The 24,212-nt window shown below is 67.9% G+C and carries 21 protein-coding genes; 1 reads left to right on the top strand and 20 read right to left on the bottom strand.

The window, feature by feature from the left end; genetic code table 11:
• Window positions 1-102: 102 nt before the first annotated feature.
• Together RB614_RS23935 and RB614_RS23930 are read right to left on the bottom strand one after the other, a co-directional pair.
• Window positions 103-1,221: a cupin domain-containing protein gene (locus RB614_RS23935; protein WP_308714853.1), complete on the bottom strand. Its 1,119-nt coding sequence runs from the start codon at window positions 1,219-1,221 to the stop codon at window positions 103-105.
• Window positions 1,214-2,698: an ethanolamine ammonia-lyase reactivating factor EutA gene (locus RB614_RS23930; RefSeq protein ID WP_308714852.1), complete on the bottom strand. Its 1,485-nt coding sequence runs from the start codon at window positions 2,696-2,698 to the stop codon at window positions 1,214-1,216. Before RB614_RS23930 ends, RB614_RS23935 begins: the two co-directional genes overlap by 8 nt.
• A 196-nt stretch (window positions 2,699-2,894) precedes the next feature.
• Between RB614_RS23930 and RB614_RS23925 the strand changes: the two genes are divergently transcribed.
• Window positions 2,895-4,133: an NAD(P)/FAD-dependent oxidoreductase gene (locus RB614_RS23925; RefSeq protein ID WP_308714851.1), complete on the top strand. Its 1,239-nt coding sequence runs from the start codon at window positions 2,895-2,897 to the stop codon at window positions 4,131-4,133.
• A 2-nt stretch (window positions 4,134-4,135) separates the two neighbouring features.
• Here the strand turns inward: RB614_RS23925 and RB614_RS23920 are convergent, their stop codons facing one another.
• The 18 genes from RB614_RS23920 to RB614_RS23835 form a co-directional block, all read right to left on the bottom strand.
• On the bottom strand, window positions 4,136-5,269 hold the full coding sequence (locus RB614_RS23920) for a zinc-dependent alcohol dehydrogenase (RefSeq protein ID WP_308714850.1): 1,134 nt from the start codon (window positions 5,267-5,269) through the stop codon (window positions 4,136-4,138).
• A gap of 29 nt (window positions 5,270-5,298) precedes the next feature.
• Complete coding sequence (locus RB614_RS23915) at window positions 5,299-6,147, bottom strand: alpha/beta fold hydrolase (protein WP_308714849.1); 849 nt, start codon at window positions 6,145-6,147, stop codon at window positions 5,299-5,301.
• 28 nt (window positions 6,148-6,175) lie between these two features.
• The gene (locus RB614_RS23910; RefSeq protein ID WP_308714848.1) at window positions 6,176-6,658 is read right to left on the bottom strand and encodes a hypothetical protein; all 483 of its coding nucleotides are present in this window, start codon (window positions 6,656-6,658) and stop codon (window positions 6,176-6,178) included.
• 20 nt (window positions 6,659-6,678) lie between these two features.
• The gene (locus tag RB614_RS23905; RefSeq protein WP_308714847.1) at window positions 6,679-7,980 is read right to left on the bottom strand and encodes an aromatic ring-hydroxylating dioxygenase subunit alpha; all 1,302 of its coding nucleotides are present in this window, start codon (window positions 7,978-7,980) and stop codon (window positions 6,679-6,681) included.
• 21 nt (window positions 7,981-8,001) lie between these two features.
• Complete coding sequence (locus RB614_RS23900) at window positions 8,002-8,328, bottom strand: 2Fe-2S iron-sulfur cluster-binding protein (RefSeq protein ID WP_308714846.1); 327 nt, start codon at window positions 8,326-8,328, stop codon at window positions 8,002-8,004.
• A 70-nt stretch (window positions 8,329-8,398) separates the two neighbouring features.
• Window positions 8,399-9,256 carry an amidohydrolase family protein gene (locus RB614_RS23895; RefSeq protein WP_308714845.1) on the bottom strand — a complete coding sequence of 286 codons (858 nt, stop codon included), beginning with the start codon at window positions 9,254-9,256 and terminating at the stop codon, window positions 8,399-8,401.
• Window positions 9,257-9,281: 25 nt separating this feature from the next.
• Window positions 9,282-10,511 (bottom strand): ABC transporter ATP-binding protein, encoded by a 1,230-nt coding sequence (locus RB614_RS23890; RefSeq protein ID WP_308714844.1) that lies wholly within the window; start codon window positions 10,509-10,511, stop codon window positions 9,282-9,284.
• A complete protein-coding gene (locus tag RB614_RS23885) occupies window positions 10,508-12,361 on the bottom strand; it encodes an ABC transporter permease (protein ID WP_308714843.1) in 1,854 nt (617 codons plus the stop codon). The genes RB614_RS23890 and RB614_RS23885 overlap by 4 nt, the downstream gene beginning before the upstream one ends.
• A 158-nt stretch (window positions 12,362-12,519) precedes the next feature.
• Entirely contained in the window at window positions 12,520-13,611 is a 1,092-nt protein-coding gene (locus RB614_RS23880; RefSeq protein WP_308714842.1) for an ABC transporter substrate-binding protein, read from the bottom strand.
• 179 nt (window positions 13,612-13,790) lie between these two features.
• Window positions 13,791-14,810 carry an amidohydrolase family protein gene (locus RB614_RS23875; protein ID WP_308714841.1) on the bottom strand — a complete coding sequence of 340 codons (1,020 nt, stop codon included), beginning with the start codon at window positions 14,808-14,810 and terminating at the stop codon, window positions 13,791-13,793.
• A 16-nt stretch (window positions 14,811-14,826) separates the two neighbouring features.
• Window positions 14,827-15,720 carry a polysaccharide deacetylase family protein gene (locus RB614_RS23870; RefSeq protein ID WP_308714840.1) on the bottom strand — a complete coding sequence of 298 codons (894 nt, stop codon included), beginning with the start codon at window positions 15,718-15,720 and terminating at the stop codon, window positions 14,827-14,829.
• 18 nt (window positions 15,721-15,738) lie between these two features.
• A complete protein-coding gene (locus tag RB614_RS23865) occupies window positions 15,739-17,370 on the bottom strand; it encodes a thiamine pyrophosphate-binding protein (RefSeq protein WP_308714839.1) in 1,632 nt (543 codons plus the stop codon).
• Complete coding sequence (locus RB614_RS23860; RefSeq protein ID WP_308714838.1) at window positions 17,358-19,427, bottom strand: nitric oxide reductase activation protein NorD; 2,070 nt, start codon at window positions 19,425-19,427, stop codon at window positions 17,358-17,360. The genes RB614_RS23865 and RB614_RS23860 overlap by 13 nt, the downstream gene beginning before the upstream one ends.
• Window positions 19,428-19,438: 11 nt before the next feature.
• Window positions 19,439-20,206, bottom strand: a complete 768-nt coding sequence (locus tag RB614_RS23855; protein WP_308714837.1) for a CbbQ/NirQ/NorQ/GpvN family protein — start codon at window positions 20,204-20,206, stop codon at window positions 19,439-19,441.
• A 90-nt stretch (window positions 20,207-20,296) separates the two neighbouring features.
• Window positions 20,297-21,790: a hypothetical protein gene (locus RB614_RS23850; protein ID WP_308714836.1), complete on the bottom strand. Its 1,494-nt coding sequence runs from the start codon at window positions 21,788-21,790 to the stop codon at window positions 20,297-20,299.
• Window positions 21,787-22,662 (bottom strand): TauD/TfdA dioxygenase family protein, encoded by an 876-nt coding sequence (locus RB614_RS23845; protein ID WP_308714835.1) that lies wholly within the window; start codon window positions 22,660-22,662, stop codon window positions 21,787-21,789. The genes RB614_RS23850 and RB614_RS23845 overlap by 4 nt, the downstream gene beginning before the upstream one ends.
• Window positions 22,659-23,546, bottom strand: coding sequence for an HpcH/HpaI aldolase family protein (locus tag RB614_RS23840; protein ID WP_308714834.1), 888 nt, complete (start codon window positions 23,544-23,546; stop codon window positions 22,659-22,661). The genes RB614_RS23845 and RB614_RS23840 overlap by 4 nt, the downstream gene beginning before the upstream one ends.
• The gene (locus tag RB614_RS23835) at window positions 23,543-24,121 is read right to left on the bottom strand and encodes a cupin domain-containing protein (protein ID WP_308714833.1); all 579 of its coding nucleotides are present in this window, start codon (window positions 24,119-24,121) and stop codon (window positions 23,543-23,545) included. The genes RB614_RS23840 and RB614_RS23835 overlap by 4 nt, the downstream gene beginning before the upstream one ends.
• Window positions 24,122-24,212 lie beyond the last annotated feature (91 nt).

The following is a 24,212-nucleotide window of genomic DNA, read 5'->3' as shown; positions in this document are numbered from 1 at the left end:
GAGCGATCTCGCGGCAACGACCTTCGCTCCGCCACGCTCACCACCGACGAGGCCGTTGCCGGGGGGTCGACAACGGCCTCGGAGGTCGGGGCTTCCCGGACGTCAGGCCCAAGCGTCGGCGTGTCGCTGGTAGGCCTCGGGCCGCATCTCGCTGGCCAGGCCACGCTTGGCCAACTCTGCCTCGAAGTACTCGCGAACGGCTGGATCTTCGTCCGGGTACTCGATCTGGTCCCGTGCCCGGTCCTCGGGTCGTTCGGCGTGGCCATGGAACTGTACCGGCGGGTGGAGGGCCAGGTAGCGGGCCGGCTTCGCGCCCAGGTTGAAATGTTGGTGGAACCAGCGGTCCGGCGGTACGAACAGCGCACCTTCCTGCCACGGCACGACGACCGGCTTCTCGCCCTCCAGCCAGAGAGTCGAGTAGCCGGCTCCGGTCGGGATCACGATCAATCTGCCCGGGCCGTGGCGGTGCGCCTTCTTGTAGGTTTGGGCGTCGAAGACGGACATGTGTGCGCTCATGTCCGAGTCGGCGAACTGGATGCGGACGACGCGACCGCCGGCACCTCGATGGGCGTTCGTGTCGAGCTGATCCCAGGCGCTCATGTCCGGGAAGAAGTTGCCGTACCAGTAGGTGGCATTCGGGTTCCGACCGGCGAGCCAGCGCATCCCGGAACCCTTCATCTCCTTGGCGTGGGCGAAAGCGGAGTCGAGTTCGGCCCGGGTCGTGTTGGCCCGGTAAGGGTTGTCGAAGAAGAAGGCCACATCGGTGATGACCGACATGGCCAGGGGCAGGTAGTTGTAGTGCAGGAGCCGAGCCGGCCGGTCACCGGAGAGGTTGCTGAACTGCCGGTAGTGGTTGTTCGGCGCGAGGAACAGGGCCTTGTCTGCCCACTCGAACTGCTTGCCCTGCTCGGCGTGGTCGCCGGTGGCCCAGACCGTGGTCGAACCAGAACCGCTGATCACGTACACCATCTCGTCGACCGCCACCTTGTAGGGTTCGGTCGTCTGTCCGGGCAGGACCTCGGTGATGCGGGCCTCGCTGATGCCTTCCATGCCCGCGAGCCGCACGAACGCGCCGTTGCAGCCTCGCTCCGGCCAGTGGCCCAGGTCGATGGTGCGCAGATCGGGAACGAAGTGTCCCCGATAGACGGGCAAATTCTGGCTCTCCATCCACTCGTCGTAGAAGAATGACGCACTCGGTTTCGCTTCGCCCGAATCAGACATCTCGGTTCCTATCTTCGCTTGTCGCGTCTCGCCCGGCCGCGTGGGCCAGCTGTTGGTGTGGAAACGCCAGGGACTTGACGGTGACCGGTAGGGATCGGGTGGCACCCATCGGTTTCCCGATGTCGAGGTATTCGAGGTCGCCCACCTCGATCTCGTCGACGACGGTGGTGGCCGCGTGTCCCAGCTCCTCGGCGATCAGCCGGCCCAACGAGCGGGCCAGGTCGTCCCGCAGCACCAGATACAGCGGGTGGCCGGCCGCGACCCGCACGAGCGCTTCGGCGTAGCGGCGCAGGGCCTGGTAGTTCCTGGGCCCGGCGAACTCCACCACCAAGGCGATCGGCTCGTCCATCGAGATACGGTCCACTCGACTCAGCGTGTCGATGAGAGCTCTCTCGTGATCCGCCCCGGGACAAAGCTCGACCCTGGCCACCGGCAGGTTGCGCACCGGCAACGCCGACGGCTCCGCGATGTAGCAGGTCTGGCCGCTGGCCTGAACGGAGAACTGACTGGCTCCCAGCACCGTCGCTCGAATGCCCTGCTCGGCCGGAGCGAGAAGGTCGGTCAGACCCGCACTCGCGACCAGCCGCCGAATGTGCCGCCCCAGAGCCGGGCCCAGATCCCCGTATGAAGCGTCGTCGCGATCGTCGATGTACTCCGACACCCCGCCCGAGAAGACGATGTGGTCGAACGCGCACCCGTGCTGCCGCGACGGGACACCGGAGGGCGTCACCATCAGCCGCGCCCGCAGTTCGGCGGCCGGACCGGGCGTCACCGAGTCGAGGACGACCCGCGCCATCAACCCGGCCATCGCCTCGGTCACGTCTTGTGTGATCCGACGCCCCACCGCCAGCGTGACGCCCAGCTCGTCGGCGAAGAGGTATGCCGGCGGCTCGATCCGGGTCAGCATCCCGGCGTCGTCGAAGGCGACCAGCCGGGCGCCCACGCTGAACACCTCGAGGTGGGTGACTGCGCCGTTCTCGACCAGTGAAACCTTCGTCGTGCCGCCGCCGATGTCGACGTTCAGAACGGTGCCGGTGGTGGCTCGGGACAGGGCGACCGAACCGGATCCGTGCGCGGCCAACAGTGCCTCGTGACGCGGACCGGCGGACACACAGATGAAGTCGCCGGACCAATGGGCAGCCAGATCAGCGATCTGCTGGGCGTTGTGCTTGTTGAGGGCCTCGCCGGTGACCACCACCGCGCCGGTCTCGACATCCTTGGGTTGTAGGCCCGCCGCCTCGTAGCTGGCGCGGACGAACGTCTCCAGCTCAGTGACGTCTATGGTCGTTCCGGTCGAGTACGGGGTGAGGCGAGGCGGGCTCAGATAGACGACTTCCCGGTCGGTGACCACGAATCGACTGGAGAAATCGCCCTGGCGGCGGATCCTGAGGCGAGACAGCACGACATGGGACGTCGACGATCCGATGTCGATGCCGACCGAGGTCAGCGTGTGCTGCTCGAAGCTCTGGACCTCCACGTAGCCGTCGTCGAGGCGGTGTCGATGCTCGTGCGGAATGGCGGTCTCCCCGGTTCGAACGGTCCCAAATAGGTTAGACCATTACGCCGCGGCCGGTCAACCGTGGTCTACCGGGGCCGCACCCACCCCGCGCCGTTGCGCCCACCGATCAAGCGAATGTAATATGGTATGGCCAATCGACCAAAGGAGTCGTCGTATGGAGTCCACCCTGGTCGTCGGAGCGAGTCAGGCCGGTCTTCAGTTGGCGACAAGCCTGCGCGACCTCGGCGGAACCGGGCCGATCACGTTGATCGGCGGCGAGCGACGGCCGCCGTACCAGCGTCCACCCCTGTCCAAGGCATATCTTCAGGGCGAGCTCGGCGAAGATCATCTTGCCCTCCGGGGGCCGGAGTTCTACCGCGACTACGACATCGACCTCGTGTGCGGCGAGTGGGTCGAGGGCGTTCGGCTCACCGATCCGGTAAAAGGCGCCGGTGTGGCGACCACGCGCAACGGGCGAACGCTGGAATTCGACCGGTTGGCGCTCACCGTCGGCGGCGCGCCGCGGCGGATCTGGGCGCCCGGATCGGAGCTGTCCGGCATCCACTACCTACGTGACGTCGACGACGCCGCTCAGCTGCGCACGGAGCTCGAAGACGCCCAAGAAGTGGTGGTCGTCGGTGGTGGGTTCGTCGGACTCGAGGCCGCGGCCGCCGCGACCGCGGCGGGCAAGGCCGTCACCGTCGTCGAGGCGGCCGACCGGCTGCTGGCCCGGGCCGTCGCGCCGACGATGTCGCACTTCTACAGCGCGGCCCACCGCCGGCGCGGCACCCGGATCCTATTGGGAACCGCGGTCGCCAGCTTCACCGGCGACCGCGGCCGGTTGACTGGCGTCGAGCTCACCGATGGGCGCGTGCTGCCGGCAGACATGGTCGTCGTCGGCATCGGTCTGGTCCCCCGCACCGAGCTGGCGGAGTCGCTCGGCCTGACCTGCCACGGCGGCATCGTCGTCGACGAGCGCGCCCGCACCAGCGTTCCGAGCGTCGTGGCCGCCGGCGACTGCACCGTCACCGCCCACCCCGAGTTCGGGTCCCTGGGGCTGGAATCGGTACCGAACGCGGTCGCCCAGGCCAAGGTCGCGGCCGCGACACTGCTGGGCGTGGTGACCCCGGCTGCCGGCGTGCCCTGGTTCTGGTCCGACCAGGCCGACCTCAAACTGCGGATCGCGGGACTCAACAGCGGATACGACGAAACGGTGCTCCGCGGCGATCCAGCCTCCGAGGCGTTCTCGCTGCTGTACTACCGACGCGGCGAGCTGGTGTCGATCGACGCGGTCAACTCGCCCCGCGACTTCATGGCGGTGCGCCGCATCCTGGAGCGCGGCGGCAACGTACCGGCGCCGCACGCGAGCGACCCGAGCTTGCCTCTCAAGGTCTTTCTCCAGGCTACGGCCTGAGGTCAGAGCGCCTCGATCTGCTGACGGGTCAGCCCCGGCATGAGCGAGATGTGGATGACGTCGTCGACTCCCTCGCCGCCGAGGGTGCGGATGGCGAGGTCGACGTCCTCGAGCGGGAATCGGTGAGTGGCCAGCCGCTCCAGCGGGAAGCGACCCGACGCCAGTTGCTCGAGCGCGAGCTCGCACGCCTTGTACGAGTGCCCGCGCGCACTCTTGATGGTGATCGCCTTCTCGGTGACTTTCTTGACCGGGAAGTCGGGGAACGCGGCCAGCTCGCCCTGGATGAGCAGCACACCCTCGCGGCGCTTGAGCGCGTCGATGCCGAGCAGGACGGGACCCGCGCCGGCCCGAGAGGTGCAGTCGAGCACGAAGTCGACGCCCCGGCCGTCGGTGATCTCGCGGACCCGGTCGAGCGGGTCCTCCTGGGAGATGTCGACGACGTGGTCCGCGCCGAGCTCCTGAGCGAGGCCGAGCCGGGCCTTGTCGCGAGTGGTGCCGGTGACGATGATCTGTGCCGCTCCGGCCTGCTTGCAGGCGACCACCTGCGACAGCCCTTGCTGACCCGGGCCTTGGATGAGGACGGTGTCGGAGTAGCCGACGCCCGCGGCGAGCAATGCCCACTCGATGCCGTTGGACAGTGGGGTCACCAGACCGGCGAGCTCGGCGTTGACGCCCTCCGGGACCCGGTGGACGACCGCGTTCCACGGCAGGTACATGTACTCCGAGAAGCCACCCCACAACGTGCCCTCGTTGGTGGTCGGCGTGTAGCCGAAGCGACGCGCGTCAGGGTTGGTCCGCCAATCGGTGGCCTCACAGTGACGGAACTCCCCGATCCGACACCACTCACAGTGGTAGCAGCCGACGTAATGCTCGACGAACACCCGGTCCCCGCGCTTCACGCCGTGCAGTCGGGTGAATCCAGGACCAGCGTGTTCGATGGTCCCGACGTTTTCATGGCCCATGATGACCGGTCCCCCGATCACGGGGTTGTCGTACAACTTGACGTCGGTCCCGCAGATGCCGGCGACCTCGACGCGCAGCAGGGCGTCGTGGTCACCAAGAACCGGCATCGGGAACTCGAGGATCTCGGTGGTCCGCGGCGCGGTCCGGACCGCTGCCCGCACTCGATCTGTCATCGACACTCCAATGTGGTTACAGCACGGCATCACTGCCGGCCGAGGAACTCCAGGACACGCGCCGTCGACGCCTCGGGCGTCTGCTCGGCGACGGGCACGTCCCAATACTCGTTGTTCGGCAGGCACTCCTGCAGGTAGCGCGCGGCCGAGCGGGTGTGCGACGTATCCTCCCCGGGCACGATCAGCGCCGGGACATCGAGCGTCAGCAGGTCTTCTGGCTCCGGACCGGGCACGGTGTCGCGGTCGAAGAGCAGACGCGCTGATCCACTGACCAGCCACGCGTAGCGGGTCGGATCGAACTCCGCGTAGGCCGCGGCGAAAGCGTCGTCGCCACGCAACACCGCGGCCCACGGGCCGACCCGCGGGTCGGTCGAGAAGCCGGCGGTCGTCGACCGGGCAAGCTCGACCACCGCCGCCAGGCCGGCCGTCGCTACGAAGCCGAGATGAGCGGTGAAGCGTTCCTGCTGTCGCATCCGGTAGGTGACCCCACCGGCCGGCGAAAACAGTACCATCGACCGTACCCGGACCGGATCGGCGATGGCCAGCAGCGCCGCCGACGAGCAGCCCACACAGCCACCCATGGTGTGCGTCGACGCGATGCCGAGATGGTCGAGGAGAGCGACCGCCTGGGCGACGTACTTGGCCCAGGAGAGCCGCTCCAGCCGGCTGCCCGAGGCGCCCGACTCGCGTCGGTCGAAGACGATGCAGGTGTAGTGGGGCGATAGCGCCTCCACGAAACCGAGCCGGCGGTAGCGACCGAGCTGCGTCCAGTTCTCGAGGCTCGAATCGAACCCGCCCGGGCTGAACATCAGCAGCGGTGGTCCGGCTCCCACGGTCTCGTAGCGGGTCCGGATTCCGTGCAGCTCGACGATTGGCATGTCTTTCCTCCTCAGACGCCCGGACGGCTCAGGCGCGGATCGCTCTCAACAGCTCGACGAGGTCGTCCTGATCCGCCGGCGCCAGGAGGATGCGGGCGTACGGTCGGATCGCCATGAAGGTCTCGCCGGTCAAGCCGTCCTCATCTGCCATCAGGAGGCCGGCCGTCATGATGGCGCGCACCTGCGCCGCTGCACCGACCGTGGCGACCGCCTCGGCGTTGACGCGGTTGGTAGCGACCATGATGACGGAGTCCGAGTCCGCCAGCTCGCCCGCGAGCGGACGGGCCTCACCGGCCACGGTGAGGAGCTCGTGGCCCGGACCGGGCGCCGAGTAGAACTGCGCCTGGCCCCACGGCTCGTCCATGACCGCGCGGACGGTCCGCGCCGCCTCGTCGTCGAAGGCCACCACGCGGGTGGACCGCGCGTAGGCCAACGGATAGTCGATCCGGTACGCCGCCTCCTTCGCGGTGGCGGCCCGGGCGCACCGGCTCACCGGACTCGGTTCAGCCATGATTCCTCACGTGCCTCTGGTCAGACCGACGTCTGGGCCACACCCGGGCGTGCGTCGAACGCCTCACCACTGCCCTCCACGAACGACTGGTCCGCCGGCAGGACCACGGCGACGGAGCGGATCCGCTGGTGGGCCGGCCGGTTGCCCAGCGGCTCGGTGCCGTAGTCACGCAGAGCTTCGGCGGCGCGCCGCAGCTTCTGGCGCGCCTTGATGATGCCGACGTCGGTGGCGACCAGACGCTCTTTGGTGCGGTCGACGATCGGGCCCATGCTCTCCTGCAACGACGAGTCCTGGATCGCGATGCCCTCGACCCCGGAGAACCACTCGCCGGTCCGTTGCTTCTCGCGGTCGATGAGGTAGTCGTTGTCCTTGTTCGCCACCGGACGGTAGGTGCCGGGGACGTTCTTGCTGTGCACGCCGGCGCCGCCCTTCATCGCGTCCCGCTCGGCCGCGGTGAGCGGGCGGACGGGGTGGTAGTCGAAGCTCCACGCCCAGCAGTTCTCGTCGTCGATCGGCACCCAGAAGTGGCCATGCAGCGAGTGGTCTCCGCGCGGCGGCACCATCGTGAAGTTGGGCAGTACCCACGGCGTCACCCGCCAGTAGTAGTGGCCCTCTTCGGCGTTGCGGCGGGCGCCGATGAGCAGGCCGCCGTCTCGTTCGACGATTTCGAAGTACGGCTTGAGGTCTCCCTTGTTGTACTGATTGCCCCTCGCGCCGGCGAACAGCGGGTCGGCCTCGAGGCCGTCGCCGTTCGGTCCCCCGCCGTGCAGCCAGGTCACGTGACTGGAGTCGATGCCGCCTTCGAGGGCCTGGAGCCAGTTGCACTCCTGGAAGCGCTTCGACGTGAAGGTCTGCTCGGACGGGACGGTGGCGAACTCCCACTCCGGCAGGGGCGGCTGCTTGGCCGGGTCGCCGAGGTAGGACCACAGCAGGTCGCCCACCTTCACGAGCGGGTAGGAGCGCAGCTTGACGTTCTTGCAGAACTCGGAGTTGTTGAGTTCGCTCGGGACGTCGATCGCCTGGCCGTCGGCGGCGTACTTCCACCCGTGATACGGGCAGCGGATGCCCCCCTCCTCGACGCGGCCGAACCACAACGAGACACCCCGGTGGGCGCAGAACTCGTCCATCAGCCCGTACTCGCCTTCGGGCGTGCGGACGGCGATGAGGCGTTCGGACAGGATCTTGACCCGCACCGGTGGACACCCGTCCTCGGGGAGCTCGTCAGTGTGCAGCACGGGCTGCCAGTACCGCCGGAACAGCTCACCCATCGGCGTGCCGGGACCCGTTTGCGTGAGCAGGTCGTTGATGTCAGGCCGCAACATGGCTCATGCGTTCCTTCGCTCTCAGCGCCACGCCTCGGGGCGCGGTTCGACGACGAGTCCGTCGAGCTCCTCGGTGATCGGGATCTGGCAGCCGAGGCGGCTTGCCTCGGTGAAGTCGGTCACCCCGAGGTCGAGCAGATCGGCTTCCATCTCACCGGGTCCACCCACCCGCTCGCGGAAGTCCTCCCGGACCCACACGTGACAGGTAGCGCACGAGAGCTGACCGCCGCATTCCCCGACGATCCCGGGGACGCCGGCGCGGACGGCGGCGCTCATGACCGACTCGCCGGGGTTGGCGTCGACCGAGCGCTGATCGCCGTCGCTGCCGATGTAGACGACCTTCGGCACGGCACTCCCTCCCCGAAGGACCAATGGTAGGTCCAATGTACCAGCAGGGAGCACCTCTGCTCTACGGCCGTCAAGCGGTACTCACCCGGTAGATCGCCGCGGCGTTCGTGCCGAGGACGGCGCTCTTCTGGGCCGGCCCCAGCGCGCCCAGGGTGTCTTCGATGAGGTCCAGCAGATCGCCGAGGCTCCCCTTCGCCGCGGGAAAGTTGGAGCCCACCATCACTCGCTCGGACCCGAACTCTTCGATCAGTCGGGTCACGAGCGCGCCCGGATCGCCACCGGGTTGCTTCTGGACCCGGTGGATCACCCCTGGGGTGATCTTGAGGTGGACGTCGAATTCCTTGAGCACGGACAGTTCCCTGATGCCCTCGTCGTACGGGGGCCCGCCGTCGAGCCGGGGACGTCCTCCGTTGTCCACCAACACGGTGAGGCCGGGGAATCCGAAGAGAACCGCGGACAGTTCGGGCAGGTGCTCGGCCCGTACTGTGACGCAGACCGGGATCTTGCGGTCCGACAGGTATTCCCACACCCGGTTGTGGCGTGGATCGTCGAGTCGCGCCGGCGCCTCGATGTTCGTGCTGCCGGGAGATCGGCGGATCCGGACGCCCGAGAAGCCCCGGTCCGAGATCCAATGGTCCAGGTCGTCGATCACGCCGTCGGACAGGAAGTCCACCGCGCAGACGCCGACGAAGCGGTCCCGGTGGCGCTCCAGGGTGTCGGCGGCGTAGCTGTTGTCGACGCCGTAGGCCGTCGCCGCCTGGATGAGCACCGCCCGGTCCACGCCGGCCTCGTCCATCTGGGTCAGGAGATCCTCGGCGGTGGCGGGATGCTCGACGGACCAGGCCGACTGGACGCCGCCCAGCGGGGCGAACGGGTACTGCTCGCGGTCGGACGAGATGACGTGCGTATGGGTGTCGAAATAGAACATGTAGCTTCTCCCAGGCAGTGAGCGTTTATCGCGACAGGTAGAGGGCCCGGTCGGGTCGCACCGTCACGATCACCGGGTCGCCTTGCCGGCACGCGGTGGACGGCGGCAGGTACGCGTGGAGCTTCGTCCCGCTCAGGTCGACGATCATGTGCTGCATGTGGCCCAGGAACTCGACCGACACCGCGGTGCCGGTCAGTGCGTTGGGCTGCGACGGCTGACCGGTCGTGGCCGGCTGCACGTCGATGTCCTCCGGGCGGATGCAGACGTTGCCGTCGACTGCGCTCGTCCCGTCGGTCCCGCTGTCCTCGCCCCGGAATCGCATGCAGCGCACCACTCCGAAGGCCGTGCGCACGTGGACTTCGTCGTCGTCGCCGAACGGAGTGACGAGGGTGCCGGGAACCAGGTTGGCGCTGCCGAGGAAGTCGGCCACGAACGACGAGCGGGGCGAGTCGTAGATCGCCTTCGGCGAGCCCACCTGTTCGACCCGGCCGGCGTTCAGCACCGCGAGGCTGTCCGAAAGCGCCAGCGCCTCGCTCTGGTCGTGGGTCACGTAGAGCGTGGTCACCCCGAAGTCCTGCTGGAAGGATTTGAGCTCGGTGCGCAGCTGCGACCGTAGTTTGGCGTCGAGGTTCGACAAGGGCTCGTCCAGAAGCAAGAGGTCGGGTTCGCACAGCAGCGCCCGGGCCAGCGCAAGGCGTTGCTGCTGGCCGCCGCTCAGCTGCGTGGACCACCGTGTCGCCGCGTGGTCGAGGCCGACCACTTCGAGCATCTCCATCACACGCCGCTTGGTGGCCTGCCGATTTCCGCGGCGGTGTGCCCGCCTGAACCGGCCATGCTTGAACGGGAAGGCGGCGACGTCGTACACGCTCATGTGCGGCCAGATGCCGTACGACTGCGGCACCAGCGCGATAGGCCGCTCCTCGGGCGACAGGTTGCGCCTGCTCGCCGTCGAGAACACCACGGCGTCGCCGATCCTGACTTCACCCCGGTCGGCGTTCTCGAGGCCGGCGATACAGCGCAGGGTCGTCGTCTTGCCACACCCGCTCGGGCCGACGAGGCTGAAGAAGCTGCCCTTCGGCACCTCGAAGGAGATGTCCTCGATGGCGAACGCCCGCGTCTTCTGCCTGGCGTCGAGGAAAGACTTGGTCAGGCCGGAGACCTGCAGCGTCTCGCCGCGGGTGCGGACCGAGCCGCGACCAACGGCCGGCCGCGGTGCCGCCCCCGGCGTCTCCCGCTGATCCACGTTTGCCGTCATAACGCGCCGCCTTCCGACGATCTCCGGTTTCTGCGATTGATCAACCACGTAATCGACGTGCACACAACGAGCAGCATCACCGCCAGTGCGCTCGCCTGGGGATAGGCCGCGCTCTCGGTGAGGTACTGCCATACGAGCACCATGATCGTGCGGGTGTCGCCCGTCGACAGCAGCAGCGCGATGGGCAGTTCTCCCAAGGCGTGTACGAACACCCAGAGCCAGGCGCGCGACAGCGTCGGCCACATCAACGGGAGCACGATCCTGAGGTTCACCGTGAAGGCCGAGGCACCCGAGACCCGCCCGACCTCTTCCAGACCGTTGTCCAACTGCAGAAACCCCGCCTGGGTCTGGCGCGTCGTGCGCGGCAGATACGCCGTGACGAAGCCCAACACGATGATCCAAATGGTGCCGTACAACGGGATGGGGGCCATGAGGTAGAAGAACAGGATGGACGCGCCGAGCACGACGCTCGGGACGCCGTACACCAGGGACGTCATCTCCAACAGCAGCCCGCCACCGCGGAACCGGCCGCGGACGGCGACGATAACGATGCACAGCGCCAGCAACGTGGTTATCGTCGCAGTGGCCAGACTGATGATCAGGGTGTTGCGCGCCAGCTCGAAGACGCCGGGCCGGAAGATCACTTCGTAGTTGTCCAATGTGAAGTCCGCGAAGGAGGCCCAGCTGAACTTTTGGACGTACGGCAGGAAGCTCATCCACAGCAGGGTCAGGACGGGTATCACGATCCCGACCGCCTGGTAAACCAGCACTAGCGCGAAGACGGTAAAGCGCCACCGTCCCAGGGGTTTGACCGTCGGCCGGTAGCCGACGCCCGTCACGACGCGGAAGCGGTTCGCGTGCTTCACCTGGCGGCGGTACAGCTCGAAGAGGGCCATCGCCACTACTAGGATGAGCACGCCGTAGGCGCTGGCCGCACCGTAGTTCGGCAGTCCCGAGGGCGGCTGCAGAGCCTGCTGGATGTAGGTGCTGAAGACGAAGATCCCGTCGCCTCGGCCCAGGAGCGCCGGAATCGAGAAGGCCTCCAACGTGACGACGACGAGCAGGATGGCCCCGGCGAAGATCCCGGGCGAGGCCAGCGGCAGGACGATCGCCCGCATGCGCCGTCGCCAACCAGCGCCGGCGGAGGCCGCCACCTCCTCCAGTTCCGTGTTGAAGCTGCTGAACTGCGGAGCGATCATCATGTACATGCTCGGCACACCGAAGACACCGCTGACGATGATCATGCCCAGCAGCGAGTAGATGTCGAAGTTCACCCCGAACATCTTGCCGAGTACGACGGTCAGCGGGCCGTTCACCGGATTGGCGACCAGAAGCCAGGCGATGACCAGGACGGTTCCCGGCACCGCCATGGGGGCCACCACGAGCGACTCCAGAAACGACCGGTACGGCACGTCGGTCCGCTCGATGACGTAGGCCAGGCCGACCGACAGCACCATCGTGAGCACCAGCGTCCCGCCCACGAAGATCGCGGTGTTCGCGGCCAACTCGAGAATCTTCGAGGTACTGAAGATATTGACGAAGTTGCTCAGCGAGTAGCCGTCCACCCGGAAGGGCAATTGACTCGTCGTCGGTTTGAGGCTGCTGTAGAGCAGGGTCACCACGGGAACGGCGACCAGGCCGAGAACGATGATGGTCAGGACGATGTACGCCGCGTGGATCCGCCGGGCGAAGGCCTTCGTGAGGTTGTAGGCCCGGACATGGTGGCCCTGTCGGGTGCCCGCCCGCCGCGCCGGCTCCGGTGCGCGACCGTTGAGTTCGTCGGCCGGCCGGGTGCCTTCTGCCACCTGTGGTCGCGGCACGGTCGGCGTCAGCTCTCGGCTATCGCTCATCCCACTGATCCATCACCACGTTTGTGCACTGTCCATCCGCCTTCCGTACCGCGTACCAATGTCAAGCTGAACGTGCCCGAGGGCCGCCCTTCGACCACCGCACCGCGGCCCGTTCAGCGCCTCGGTGCGGTGGTCGCCGGGACAAAGGTCGTCCGGCCTCAGCTGACGCCGAAGACCTTCGCGATCTGGTCGCCCTTCTCCGACAGCTGGTCGAAGTCCTCCGGCTTCGCGGCCGCCTCCCATTCCAGGCCCGCGTCGCACATCTCCTTGACGATCTCGAGCTTCACCGACTCAGCGGAGCAGTCGGTGGTGAGCGGAACCTTCGAGCTGTTGACTTTGACCAGGGCCTGCTGGCCCTCGGGGCTGGAAAGGAAGATCCCCAAAAGCGTCCCGGCGTTGGGATGCGGCGCGCCCTTGGGAACGTAGGCGAAGGTCGGCGAGACCCCGGCCGGGCCGAGCGGCGCCAAGGCGACCGGTGCGCCCCGGTGCTTCTGTTCCAGGAGCAGGTTCATCTCCGTGGGGGTCAGGGCCACCTGACCGGAGGTCAGAAGCGCGATGTTCTCGGTGCCGTTGGCGGTGAGCGTCGGCTTCTGGGCCGCGAGCTTCTCCGTGTAGGCGACCGCGGCGGGTATCCCGCCCAACTCGGGGTTGAGGACGTAGGTGTCCGTGTAGCTGCCGCCCGTGTCGACCGCGAGCATGCCCTTGTTCGCCCACTGCGGCTTGAGGAGGTCGTCCAGCGACTTCGGAACGTCGGCCGCCGGGACCCGCTCCGTGTTATAGGCCCAGATACCCGTGGAGGCCCACGAGTACATGAGGTTCGGGTGCAGGGACAGGTCGGCGGAGGCGACCCCGTACTTCGGCCAGTCGACGACCTCCGAGATCTCCGAGGTGACCGTGGACACCGTGGATCCGGTGGTCATGCCCAGGTCGAGAGTGACGGCGCGGCCGGCCTGTTCCAACTGCAGCTTCTGAATCTGAGAGGAGTTCTTGTTGCTGATGTACTTCACTTTGACGCCGGGGTACGCCTTCTCGAAGGCCTCGATGACCGGCTGCACGGTTTCCTGGCTGCGCGGAGACTGCCAAGCCACCTCGCCTTCCTTCTGGGCCGCCGCGTACAGCTGCTCGAGTGGCGTCCCGCCAGCGTTTCCGACCGCCGTGCTCGTTGGCTCCGAGTCCCCGCACCCGGCCATGACGAGCGCGACCATGAGGCCCGTTGCGAAGATGCCCCAGCGCGGGCCGCACTTGGCCATTTACACACCTCCACCTTGAATGCCGGTCCATCGGAATAATGGTCCATTGGGCAGACCATTACCCTACGAGGGTGACCCCGCTCACGTCAACGCTCAAGCCGAAATCTGCCTGATCAGAGGCCGTAACCAGCTCTTCACACCGCGATCGACGGCCGCCGCGTCGCCTGGTGAGCCGCGGGTCACGCGCGCAGGCCCAGCCTGACCGCGAGCCGCGGATAGACCCGCAACGCGTTACGCGTGAAGATGGCGTCCCGCTGCTCGCCCGAAAGGTCCGCCGCGTCGACGTAGCGTTTCGTGTCGTCCCACCCGGTGCCGGTGTCCGGATCGACGCCTTTGACCGCGCCGAGCATCTCCGAGGCGAACAGGATGTTGCCGGCGTCGACGACCCGGGTCAGCAGGTCGACTCCAGCCTGGTGGTAAACGCAGGTGTCGAAGAAGACGTTGCCCATGACGTGCTCGTCCAACGGTGGCCGCCGCAGCCGCTCAGCCAGTCCTCGGAACCGACCCCAGTGGTACGGCACCGCTCCCCCGCCGTGCGGCAGGACCAGGCGCAGGGTCGGGAAGTCGCGGAACAGATCGCCCTCGATCAGCTGCATGAACACGGACGTGTCCGCGTTGAGGTAGTGGGCGCCGAGGGCGTGGAAGTTGCGGTTTCGCGACGAGGAGACATGCACCATCGCCGGCACGTCCAGCTCGACCATCGCCTCGTAGATCGGGTACCAGTAACGGTCGGTCAGCGGTGGGCCGGTCCAGAAGCCACCCGAGGGGTCCGGGTTGAGGTTGCAGCCGACGAAGCCCAGTTCGTCCACGCACCGTCGAAGTTCACGGATCGAGTCGTCGAACCCGTTCGCCGGGGTCTGTGGGAGCTGGGCGACGCCGGCGAAGTGCTCGGGAAAGAGCTCCGTGACCCGATGGACAAGGTCATTCGACTCGCGTGCCCACACCCGGGCGACGCCGGGGTCCGGCACATGGTGGCCCATGCCGGAGGCTTTGGGCGAGAACAGCATGACGTCGCCGCCGCGTTCGCGCAGAAGACGCAGCTGGTTCGGCTCGATGCTCCGACGGATCTCGCCGTCGGTGATGGCCGACAACTCCGGGGCCGGGCCGGCCCGGTCGGACAGCCACGCCAGTTGCGCGTCGCGGAATGCCTTGAGTTGTGGCGGCGTGGTCGTGTAGTGGCCATGGCAGTCGATGATCACAGTCGGACCCTCGCCTCTATGCCACCACGAGCTGGGTGGAACTCCCGGCGCACTCGAGGGTTCGGCGCGCGATCTCGTCCGACGTCGCGAACCACAGGCCGTCATGGCCCTGAACGTAGTCGATCAGCTTGGCCACCGCGTTGATCCGCCCGGCCCGACCCGAGATCTCCGGATGGAACGAGAACGGGCAGTAGACCGGCCCCAGCTCGGACTCGCCATAGAACGTATCGAACGCGCCGCTCCAGATGGCGAACGCCACCGCCGGGTCGACGCCCGACCGCGTCCCCCCGAAGGCTCTCGAGTCGCCGAACGGCTGGCGGATGACCTCGACGATCTCACGGGAGCCGTCGGTCAACAGGAACGGCATGTCCCGGATGTACGAGTTCGAGTTGTACCGAAGGCCCATTTCCATGGCGAGGGCGGTGGTGTTCGGACTCTGGTGGCAGCTCCGCCATCCGGTCGGGCGATCACCGGTCAACCGTTCCAAGATGTTCAGCGTGTCGGCGAAGATCTCGCGCTCCTGGTCGACAGGGACGTCGGTGACCACCTCGTGGTGATAACCGTGGCCGGCGATCTCGTGCCCATCTTCCTTGATCGCCAGAACCTCGTCCGGGAAGTGCTCGGCCAGCGCTCCGCACACCATGAAGGTTGCGCGCACACCGCGGGACTTCAGCAGGCGAAGCATGCGGCGCACACCGTCCACCGCGCCGTAGTCCTTCTCGGTGAAGCTCTCGTAGTCGACGTAGCCGTTGGGCTTGGGCTTGAGTGCCTCGCTGCCCTGGTAGTTGACGACGAAGGACACGGCCATCCGGTACGGCTCGGGCCAGGAGATCCGGTCATCGACGAACTTCGCCTTCAGAGGTGACCGGTCATCGATCCGTTGCCGGCACACCGAGCAATCCGTGTTCATCCCAACTAACCCTTCTGGTCATTCCCAATCGCCCGCGCTGAGCGCGGGATCAGCCTTGATGTCGAGCAGAAACGGAGTCCTGAGGTTCTCGAAGGTGGATTTCAGCTCGCGGATGTCGTCGACCGTGCGGATCGTCGCGCTCCGCGCGCCCAGCGCCTTGGCGACGGCGGCGAACGACGGCCATGGCCGCAGCGAGTAGCTCGGGTCGTGGCCGTGCGCGGTGAGCCGGCGGAACTCGGCCCCGTACGAACCGTCGTTGAGCACCGCGACGACGAGCGGCAGGCGCTCCTGCACCGCGGTGTTGAGCTCCATCAGGCCCATCATCAGGCCGCCGTCGCCGACGGCCGCCACCGTCACGTGGTCGGGGTCGGCCACACTGGCGCCTATCGCCGTCGCCAGACCGAGTCCGATGGAGCCGAAGCTCGCGCTGTGCGAGAACCCTCCGGGCCGGCAGTGCAGAAATCGCCAGGGTGCTCCCCGGAAGCGGCCGATATCGGTGACCAGCGTCCGCTCGGCCGGCAGCACCTGGTCCAGCGCGACCATCGCGGTGCGCATGTCGATCAGCGTCGCCGAGCTCCGATCGCGAAACTGGGTCTCCGGCGTGAAGCCCGCGAGTTCGGCGCGCACCGACCCGGTCCACCGTCGGGCCGGCGGCGGGCCCAGTTCGGTGAGGCAACGGCGTACCGCCCGCGCGAAGGTGCGAGCGTCGGCCAGCACTGACACCGTCGAGCCCGGGTGTCCGCCGAGGACCGAGACGTCGGTGTCGCAGTGGACGACGGCCTTGTCCCTGAGCAGGTCGCCACCGACCGTCGTGTAGCGGTTGAGTCCGGCGCCCAGGACGATCACGCAGTCGGCGCGGCTGAGGTAGGTGAGGGCGAGCGGGTGGGCCTCGACGCCGAACAGTCCCAGATCGAGTGGATGACCGCGGAACAGGTCCTTCGCCATGACTGTGGTCGCCAGCGGGGCGTCGAGCTGCTCGGACAGCGCGAGCACGTCGTCGCGCGCGCCGCTCTGGACGACGCCGCGCCCGGCCAGGATGATCGGTCGTTCCGCCGAGGCGATCACCCCGACCGCGGCGTCGAGCACGTCCTCGTCCGGACCGGCCGCCTGCCTGCCGAACCCGGGCGAGCGGAAGACCGATGGCCGGTACTCGACCGGCTCGTCGAGCAGCTCGGGCGGGACGTTCAGTACCCCGGGGCGCCTGGTCGCGTAGATCGTCCGCATCGCGATGGCGATGTCGTCGACCGCGGTCCGCGCGCTGTGTACAAGGTGGTAGTCCGCCCCGGTGAGCTGGGCCGCCGCCCGCAGGTCGAGCGCCTGCAGGTGACCGCGGACGCGGGGAGTCTCGCCGGTGAGCAACAGCAGCGGGGTGCGCGTGCGGACCGCTTCGGTCAGCGCCGTCAACGCGTTGGTGGTTCCCGGGCCGTGGGTGATCGTGGCGACGCCCAGCTTGTCGCTCATGCGGGCGTAGCCGTCGGCCATGGACACGGCCCCCGACTCGTGCACCGCACCGATGTATCGGCCGCTGTCGAGGTCGAGGTACGCGGCGATGTAGGTCAGGTTGGCGTCACCCATCAACCCGAACAGCCGCTCGACGCCACTGTCGACGAGCGACCGGGCCACGGTCTCGTGCAGCTTTATCGTCGCCATGCCAGCTCAGTTCCCGAGTCCACGAGTTCGCCGTACAGCGACAGCAGCCGGCTGGGCAGCTGCCGCACGTCGTCGAGGACTTCGTAGTTGCCGTCGCCGCAGGTCTCGCGCAGGTAGTCCAGGCCCTCCTTGTCGACCGTGAGCAGGAAGACCCGGATGCCGGCGGCGCGTGCCTCGTCGACCGCGGCGCGGACGTCCCGGTTGGCGTAGTCGGTCACCGCGGCCTCGCCGTACTCCTGGCCGTAGTCCCGGTCGTACGGACGTCCGTCGGAGATGACGACGAGCAACCGGGTCTGGGCCGACTGCTCGCGAAGTTTGTGGGTCGCGTGCCGGATCGCCGCTCCCATCCGGGTTCCGGACACCGGTACCGCGCGCGCGAACCGGGACAGGACCCCAGGCGTCAGCTGCTCGTGGAACTCCTTGAACACGTCGACGGTGACCGCCCCTCGCCCCCGGCCGGAGAAGCCGTAGACCGCGAAGGAATCGCGCACCCGGTCGAGAAGGTGGGCCAGCAACGCCACGCTGTCCATCTCCAGATCCAGCACACGCGGCCGGTCCCGGAAGTCGTCCGAGCCGTCGCCGGTCGCCGCGACGCGCTCGGCCGTCGACGAGCTCAGGTCGACCAACGCGGCGAGCGCGACGTCCCGCTCGACCGGCATCCGGGCCAGGTACACGTCGTCCGAGGCCGAACCGGTGACACGCAGGTCGATCAGCGCTTCGGTCGCGGCGTCCAGGTCGATCTCGTCGCCTTCGGCCTGACGCCCGACGAGCTGATGCCGTTCCGGCCGGAGCGCCGCCAGGAGCGCGTGCAGGGCGGGCAACACGTCGGTGTGCCGATCGAGGGCGGCGTGATAGCCATCGGCGTTCTCGCCCGGCGCGATGCGCCGCTCCCGGACCCGGCACCAGGCCCGCCGATACGCGCGGCGGAATCCGTCCCACTCGTCGTAGACGAAGGTGCCCGGGCCGTCGGGAGACAGCGTCCCGTGCGCCTCCGGCGCGTCGTCGAAGACCGGCTCGTTGTGCTCGTGCGCGACCGGGTGCAGCCCTTCGGGCTCGTCGTGGTGATGGTGATCGTGGTGGTCGCCGTCGTGGTGGTCCACGTGCCACGACTCGCCAGCCGCGTGCCCCGCACCGGGTGGCAGGAATCGTATGATCTCCGCCTCGCGATGCTGGATGGGCGGCGTGTGCGGCAGGAAGCGGGGCCACAGCACGTCGCGGTAGTCGACCGGGGGGACGACGACGTCGAGTACGTTCCCACCCTCGAGTCCCACGACCGCGTGGTCCGGCCAGCGACGAGAGTCCGGCGGCTCGATGTCGGTCGCGGCCGGCACACGGACCCAGGACGCGGCCGGTTCGGCCGGCCCGATCGCCGGTAGCCGCGTGACAAGGCCGTAGACCCGGACAGTCGCTTCGACCGTGTCGGCCACGGTCGAGCGGGGATCGCGAAGCAGCCGGCAGACGAAGGCGACCTGCGCCGCTTCGGCGGCGATCACGGCCGGAACCGCGACCGCCGGATCGTCGAGACTCAACCGGGCCAGCGCGTCGGCCAGCGCCTGTCGTGGCGTCGCGCCCGCTCGCAGCGGGAACCGGTCGCGGGCCGCGGCCCGAGCCGCTCGCAAGGCGGGCTGCAGGCCTCGGAACCGTGTGGTTCGCGCCTCGACCCGGATGTCCTCGAGCACGGTGAAGATCTGCTCGGCCAGGGTCCGGTGGCCGAAGAGCGCGAAGACCCGCTCGAAGTCCCCGGCGCCGTCGGCCACCGGTGCCGCCACGCCACGCAGGGAACTCGGCAACAGGGCCGGCGCCTGCTCGAACCGGAACTCGAAGCTGCCCAAGGTGTCGTGCAGTGCGCGGTGCGCGATGGCGGCGCGGTACCAGTCGAGACCCTGGGCCGAGGCGGGCAGTTGTATCGTGTCGAGGGTGTCCGGGAACTGCACCGGATCGTCGGCATCCGCGTGGGCCACGATCGTCCGCACGCAGCCGGACAGCCCGGTGTAGAGCAGCCCGAGCCTCGGCGACACGTCCGCCAGGGCCACACCCGTGGGTCCATCGACCGACATCGACACCCCGGTCAGCCACCCATGACCGCGTCGATGATCTCGCGGATCCCGGCCGCAGTACCCCGATCGTCCGTCACCGACAGGGTGATGGCGGCCTCGCATGCCTGTCCCAGCGGGACGCCGGTGGCGACCATCCGCGCGGCGTAGATGAGCAGTCGCGTGCTCGGTCCCTCGATGACGTTGTTCAGGCTTAGGTTGCGAATCTTGGCGCCGAGTTCGGCGAACCGGTCGGCCGTCTCGCCATCGACACCTGATTCCACGCGGATGATCTCGGCTTCCCGCCCGGTGTCCGGATAGTCGAACTCGATCGCGACGAACCGCTGCTGGGTACTGTGCTTCAGATTCTTGATCGACGACTGGTACCGCGGGTTGTAGGAGGCGACGAGCTGGAAGTCGGGATGGGCCTCGAGTACCACGCCGAGCTTCGCGATCGGCAGAAGCCGCCGGTGGTCGGTGAGCGAGTGCAGGATGACGACCGTGTCCTTGCGCGCCTCCACCACCTCGTCCAGGTAGCAGATCCCGCCGTGCGTCACGGCCGCCGTGAGCGGGCCGTCGATCCACTGCGATCCCTGCCCGGTGAGCAGATACCGCCCGACGAGGTCGCTTGAGCTCAACTCGTCGTTGCAGGCGATCGTGACCAGTGGCAGCGGCTGGGCCGCGCCGAGCCGGTAGCTCATGTACTCCAGGAACCGAGTCTTGCCCGATCCGGTCGGCCCCTTCAGCAGCACCGGAAGCCGCGACTGGTACGCGGCGGTGAAGGTCGCCACCTCGTCGGCCACCGGGACGTAGAAAGGCTCCTCGCGGACCCGGTAGTCGGCCGACGCCAGGCGCCGGTCCGCGACCGATTGCGATCGCACGTCAGTCATGGTTCAGCTCCTCCCGGCCGCGGCGACCTGGAACTCTCCGTTCTGGTCTCGCCTGATCCACGAGACGGGGTCCCGCGCGTAGTCCGTGGCGTAGTCGCCGGGGTAGTTGATGCCGGGCAACGCGGGGATCCAGTCGTACTGCAGCAGCTCCGGCCCGCCCAGGGTGTTGGCGATCCGGACGATGTCGGGGTCGTCGAGGCACGACAGCCGGCCCTTGTCGATGAGCTTGACCCACTCACCCGTCGAGCGTTGCTTGATCTCGTACGTGGCGAAGATGTTGTGGATGTGCGGGAAATGCATGGTGGGCAGCTTGTTGGCCCGCGCGTACTTGAGGAAGACCTGGTCCCAGTGCTCCGCACCGAACCCGAAGTGCACGACCCCGGCCTGTGCCCGCTCGGGCAGGTTCGTCCGCGGGTCGTTGTACTTCCAGAGGGTCTCGATCTGCCGGTGGCTCTTCGGGTTCGTACCGATGGACGCGTCGTTGAAGTAGGCCCATCCCTTGTACGGGAAACCCGGGTACTGCGCGTCCTTGAAGCGTTCGATGACCTCGCGGAACACGTCACCGTACCGCCCGCCGCCGACCACCTTGCTGATCATGCCGCCTTCGATGTGCACCTCGGCGTGCGGGAAGTACCCGGTGTGGTTGCTCGTGCCGGCCACCACACCGTTCGTCGTCGGCATCAGGATTTCGGCCTCGCGCACGAACGTGTCGACCGAGTGCCCGAACCGGATGCCCTGAATGGTCGAGCCGAGGATGTGGCCCGACTGCCACGCTCCCTTGACCCACAGAGCCGCCTGCTCGGCCGTGACATCCCAGCGCAAGTCGGTCCCCTCCGGGCTGGTGATGCGCACGGCGGCGGCGTCGGCGAACGCCTCGACGACGCGGAGGTCGATGATGCGCCACAGCTCGTCCGGAAAGCTGTTCGACCGTGAGATGAAATCCTCGTAGGTGGAGTAGGTCCAGTTGTTGCGCATCCGCGACCCGGCTGACCGCTTCCAGTGGCGCCGCCCCGACTCCCCCGCGTGCACGCCGGTGTAGCCGGGCCGGTCGTCCAGGTAGTCCTTCAATCGGGCCGCGGCCACGCTGTGGATGACCCCCTGCTCGGTCATCGCCGCGACCCGGTCGGTAACCTCGCGCCAACCTTCGGCCGCGCTGTAGTCAGCGACCTCGACGCCCAGGTCCGTCACATCGACCCGGTCCACCTTCGCCACCCCTTCGAGCAGCATCGCGCGGCGCAGCGCTTCGAACACCATGTCGTTCTGGTGGGGATATGTGACGATGAGCAGCTCGTCCTGCGGCTTGATGTCGCCGAGCGCGGACCGGCCGTACCGGCGCCGCACGTGCGCGCGGGCCAGTGGCATCAGCTCCTCGATGTCGCTCGGCCGCTCCTGGCACAGATAGGCGGGGTAACGCGGTGCCGGGAAGTCGAAGCCGTCCGTCGCGGCCGGCATGCCCAGGGTCAGATCTTCCAGGCGGACGGCTGCGGCCGACGTCATGCCGCTCTCGCCGACGGGACTGGGCTGTGGACGCCGATGTTGGCCCGCCGGCCGTGCCGCTTCGCGCCCGCCGCGTAGTCGTTGACCCCGGCGTGCAGCGTCGTACGGTGGTCCCAGAACGCGATGTCGCCGACCGTCCACTCCCACCGGATGACGTACTCGGGCTTGAGCTGCTGGCTGTACAACAGGTTGAGGATCGCGTCGCTCTCGTCCTTCGGCAGACCCTTGATCTGCATCGTGTGCCACGCGCTGATGTAGTAGTTCTTGCACCCGGTCTCGGGAATGACGCGGACCAGAGGGCTCTCGGTCGGGCTCAGGTCCTTGCGCCGCTTGGCGATCTGCTCAGGGGTCAGCGGTTTGCCGTACCGCTTCTCGTAGCGGTCGGAGAGTGTCTGGCTGTCGACGAAGTACTCCGGGTGGACGTTGATGACCGTGAGAGGATCGATGAGCTTCTTGATGGGCTCGCTCAGCGCGTCGTAGCTGGAGACGAGGTCGGCCCACATGGTGTCGCCACCGACATCGGGCAGGGTGAGCATCTGCAGCATCGCGAAGCCCGGCTGTTCGGTCATGTACATGACGTCGCTGTGGAAGTGCGGGACGACCGTGACGTTGCTCAGGCCGGCGTCCTCGTACTGCATGTCGAAGTTGCTGTTGTGCTCGAACGGTTCTCCGAAGTAGCCGGCGAACCGGGCGTGCTGCTCCTCGTTCAGGTTCTGCTCCCGGAAGAACAGCACCTTGTACTTGAGGATCGCCTCTTTCAGCTGGGCGATCGTGTCGGCGTCGAGTTCCTCGCGGGCGTCGAGACCCTCCACGCGCGCGCCGAAGTTCGGCGTCCGCGGCACGATGCGGACCTGAGTCGTCGTCGTGGTCACGTACCTACTCCCTTGTCTGTCTGTTCGGTGGCGGTCAGTTGCCGACCCAGGTCCAGGACCGGGTAGGTGGTCACTGGGCTCGACATGAGGAACCGGTAGCCGTCGTCGAGGACCTGTTGCAGGTTCTTGACGCTCACGTGCGGATGGCCGACGGCGACGCCCCGGCTGATACAGGTCTTGAGCACCGCCGCCTTGTGGGCCAGCACGTCGGGATGCTCGTACTGGCGCGGCACGCCGAGCTCCTGGCTCAGATCTCCCTCGCCGATGATGACGAGACCGATCCCGGGGACCTCGTCGAGGATCGCCGGCAGATTCTCCACGCCGGCGACGCTCTCGATCATCAGGGCCACGAGGATCTCGCCGTCGGGATCGAGCGGCCACACGTCGGCCCGGCGGTAGTACTCGGTCTTCGTGACGCCCCAGTACCGGCTCGCGGCGTTGGGGCTGTCGCCGCGGACCCCGGCCGGGGCATAGCGCTCCCGGTCCGGCCGTCGCGGGTATCGGCACGCCGCGACGGCGTTGTAGGCGTCGGCGACCGACGAGATGTGGGGCCACACGATCCCGAACGCCCCGAGGTCGAGCACCTGCTTGGCGTGCCACTGCGACCGCTCCTGGCCGTTCGGGGGGATCCGCACCAGGGGCGTCACCGCCGGCGCCAGCGAGTCCGCCTCGAATATCCGCCGCCGGTTGAGCAGGTACTGGAAGCAGTCACCGAGCCGGCCGGTGTCCCACGGCTTGTGCTCGGTCTCAAAGACCAGGCCGTCGTACGCCGTCGTGCTCAACTGGACCGCGGCCGTGACCTCGGGCGCCGCGAACGTGGCGAACACGTGGCGATCCTGCTCGAGCGCGGCGATCACCCCGTTCAACCGGGCGGACGTCGTCATCGGCGGTTGGCCCCGTGCGAGGTCCCGTTCGCGATCGCCTCGTCCAGCAGCTTCTTGCCGTCCTCGGGGGTCAGCTGGACGGAGTGTCGCTCGATGTTGTGGAGGCGCATGGTACGCAGCAGGCCCGTGTCCTGGATGGCCAGATAGCGGGCCGTGTCGTTGGTGTCGAGGTTGAAATGCTGGTGCCAGGCCCAGCGCGGCGGGGCGAAGAGGGTGCCCTCCTGCCATTCGACCACTTCGATCGGCTCGTCCTCGTAGTTGATGAGCGAGTAGCCGTGGCCCTTGACGACGTACAGGTACGCCTCGGTCGTGTGCCGGTGCCGTACCGACTTGTTTCCCGGCATCAGCTCGGAGATGTGCGCGCCCAGCACTTCGTAGTCGGCCAGGTCGAAATAGTGGCCGCGATTGTTGCGCCACGGCCGGGCCGGCAACTCCATCTTGCGCAGATCTTCCGCGACGACGAGCCCGGTGGTCGGCGGGTGCTGCCGGTTGAACTCGTCCCGATCGGCGATCTCGGACGAGTCGAGGTTCTTCTTCTCGCTCGACAGGACACCCTTCAGGTAGTCGTCGCGCACGTCTACTCCTTCTGGTCCGTCGTCGCCGGTTCGAGATGAGGGGGCGGCGGAGCGCGGTTGGGACGGCTGCGCTCTGGCCGTCGGCGACGCC

Origin of the sequence: Phytohabitans maris (assembly GCF_031085175.1) — a bacterium.
Lineage (GTDB): Bacteria > Actinomycetota > Actinomycetes > Mycobacteriales > Micromonosporaceae > Phytohabitans > Phytohabitans maris.
This window is presented reverse-complemented; position numbering and strand designations above follow the sequence as displayed.